Source organism: Wolbachia endosymbiont of Madathamugadia hiepei (assembly GCF_013366855.1).
Lineage (GTDB): Bacteria > Pseudomonadota > Alphaproteobacteria > Rickettsiales > Anaplasmataceae > Wolbachia.
The window spans coordinates 1-2886 of record NZ_WQMP01000130.1 but is presented as its reverse complement, the minus strand read 5'-3'; the positions used below and the strand labels follow the sequence as shown (position 1 = coordinate 2886).

The following is a 2886-nucleotide window of genomic DNA, read 5'->3' as shown; positions in this document are numbered from 1 at the left end:
AAATTAATAAAGACATGAGGTGCACATAGTGCAAAAAATTAAACATAAGACGCCAACCGTGATACTTTCGTCGTTTAATCTGCACAGATTGAAGCTAAATGAATAGCTCCAATACTATAATAAGGGAGTCGGCGAAGGTTGTCAAGTAGTTTTTTTCGTTTCTATAGCCCCATAGCGTGGCGTATGAAGTATTTTTTGAGGAAACTTGAATTTTCAACTACCATTAAACCAAGATTTCTCAGTACTTTAGCGCAGAATATTCTGTTGGAAAATACCCTATTTAACCCATCAGTTGTAAGCGCCATGGTAAAATTATCAAAGCATCTATCGCGTGAAATTCTCTTCAGCAGGTAACTACTGCCAACGTCAATACCAGACGCTTTTGCAGCAGTTATGTGTCTTATAACACTTTCTACGTCTCTAATTCCAAGATTAAGCCCCTGTCCTGCAACTGGATGAATCGAATGGGCCGAATCGCCAATAAGCAAAACTCTGCCTTTATGCAGCTTTTTTGCAAAAGCAAAGCTTAAAGGATAAGATTTTCTTTCACCCTCTAATTTTATTTCTCCCGAGTAAGATCCAAATCTTTTTTTGAGTTCTGCGATAAACTCCTTTTCAGATAAGCTCATCAGCATTTTTGAAATTTCAGATTTTTCTGTCCAAACTATCGAAGAAGTATGACCACCCTTCATCGGCAGAATCGCAAATGGACCACCGGGAAAAAACCGCTCCACAGCTAAGTTTCGGTAGTGCAGTTCATGTTCTACATTAAATACTATACTACTTTGTTTATAATCAAATTTTATTACTGGTATAGAAAATAACTCCGGTAGTTTGGAGTTTTTACCTTCAGCGCAGATAAGTAGCGATGATATTAATTGCCGATTATCGTCAAGAGTAACTTCCATAAATCCCCCATCACAAGCAATTGTTTTACAAGAATGCGGAGAGTATATATTCAGTTTATTCAAAAAATTATTATTGATTGCACTCCATATGGTAGCGTTATTGATAACATAGCCCATTGGCTCTTCACCGACCATTTTATGATCATAATGCACAGTAACCGGACTATTTCCATCTAGTATGCATATATCAAGTATTGGTTCAGCTTTGCTCTCTATGAACTGCCAAATCCCTAATTTTTCCAGTATTTTCTTCGATCCCTGAGAAATAGCAAATGCTCGATTGTCATCAATTACGCGTGGTAAACTATTTTTCTCAATCACAGCTACAGACACAGAGTCATTACTTAGGCCAATAGCAGTAATAAGACCAAGCAACCCGCCACCTGAAATGATTACATCATAATTCGTTTTATTCACGCTAACCCTGAAATTACATTTTATCTGTTTTAAAAATAGTTTAAATAGTCTTTATAGACCATTTAAAAAAGACTCAACATCCTTAGCAATGTTTTCATAAATCCCTGCTAAACCTTCACTTAGCATTAAAGGATTTCCACAATCAGAAGCATGGCATATTTGTGGATCTAAAGGAACTCTGCCCAGAAGTTTGATTCCTAACTCTTCAGACATTTTTTTTGCGCCATCTTTTCCAAATATATATATTTTTGAGTTGTCTTGAGTAAAATAGCTCATATTTTCCACGGTGCCAATAATCGGCACGCTAAGTTTTGTAAACATATCGTAAATTTTACAAGCTTCGATCAAAGCAAGCTCCTGTGGAGTTGAGACTATTATCGCCCCGGTTAAGTTAAAATTCTCCATCAGACTTAAATGCACATCACCGGTTCCAGGTGGCGTATCAACTATCAAGTACTCTATATCGGACCATCCCGTTCCCATTAGCAAATTGTAAAGTGCTTTCGTGATCATAGGTCCACGCCATATTGCTGCACGACCTTTATCGATAAAATAGCCGATTGAAATAGTATGCAACCCATGCTTCTCTATAGGCATTGCTTTGCCATCATGTATCTTTGGCTTTAATTCCTCAGCACCAAGCATTTTGGGAATCGAAGGACCATATATATCTGCATCAACTAGTGCAACTTTGCGCTTTAATTTTGCCAGTGAAAAGGCGAGATTTAGTGCAACCGTGGATTTACCCACACCTCCTTTACCAGAGGCAACAACAATTATATTCTTCACTCCCTTGATATGTAGTTTAGCTCTTTGTTGTTCAGCTTGCTTCTGACCAGTAGCAACCGCTGTCACTTTCCCTACCCCTGGTATAGCTTTAACAGCCTTTTCACAATTTCTTCTTAATTCTTCATTTGCTTGTGTGTTACCGGAAATCTCAAGCGCAAAACCAACATCTCTGCCCTTAATAACAATTGAGGATATTGTGCCAAGAGCGATTACATTTTTACCACTTTTTTGCTCTATGACTTTTTTTAAGCTCTCTCTTACAACTTCTTTGTTGATCATTAGGCCTTTAGGTGATTTCTTCCTGAAGTTGTTTAATTTCAGCTTGGGGAAGGCCAGTTGTTTGAGAGATAATATCAATAGAGATGCCAGCCTTAGGTAGGTTTCTTGCAACTTCAATTTTTCCTTTCTCCATACCTTCATCAAATTTTTGGTTAAGGCAGGATAAATTGTCATCTTCACGTTTCTTATCTTGATTATACGTAAAACGCTCTTCTTCACTCCAATTGTATTGGTTCAACTCATCATAAGCCCTGCCGATAATCTCATCATTGCCTACTATTTTTCTCAAATCCTCGTCACTAGTCTCATTTGCATATCTGAAAAAATAACACCATTTTTCAACTATGCTTTCTAGTTGATCCTCTTTTGTTTTTGGAAATTTCGGTAGTTCTATGAAAGTAAAACCAAAATCCTCCAGGTCATGTTCGAAGGTTTTCTGATCAAGAGTAACGTGATCAGATTTGTACTCTGGTTTATTAGGAAATAGAACAAA

Annotated in this window: 3 protein-coding genes; all 3 read right to left on the bottom strand. The window is 37.3% G+C overall.

What is annotated here, in order from left to right:
* Nucleotides 1-161: 161 nt before the first annotated feature.
* Nucleotides 162-1325 (bottom strand): 2-octaprenyl-6-methoxyphenyl hydroxylase, encoded by a 1164-nt coding sequence (gene ubiH / locus GO685_RS04520; RefSeq protein WP_175937759.1) that lies wholly within the window; start codon nt 1323-1325, stop codon nt 162-164.
* A gap of 51 nt (nt 1326-1376) precedes the next feature.
* Entirely contained in the window at nt 1377-2393 is a 1017-nt protein-coding gene (locus tag GO685_RS04515; protein WP_175937758.1) for an Mrp/NBP35 family ATP-binding protein, read from the bottom strand.
* A 7-nt stretch (nt 2394-2400) separates the two neighbouring features.
* Nucleotides 2401-2886 (bottom strand): Rpn family recombination-promoting nuclease/putative transposase (locus GO685_RS04510; protein WP_175937757.1); only part of this gene is annotated, 486 nt, incomplete at its 5' end.

Excerpts from the sequence above, each read along its gene's own strand:
- GO685_RS04515 (WP_175937758.1), bottom strand. The coding sequence starts at position 2,393 with ATGATCAACAAAGAAGTTGTAAGAGAGAGCTTAAAAAAAGTCATAGAG.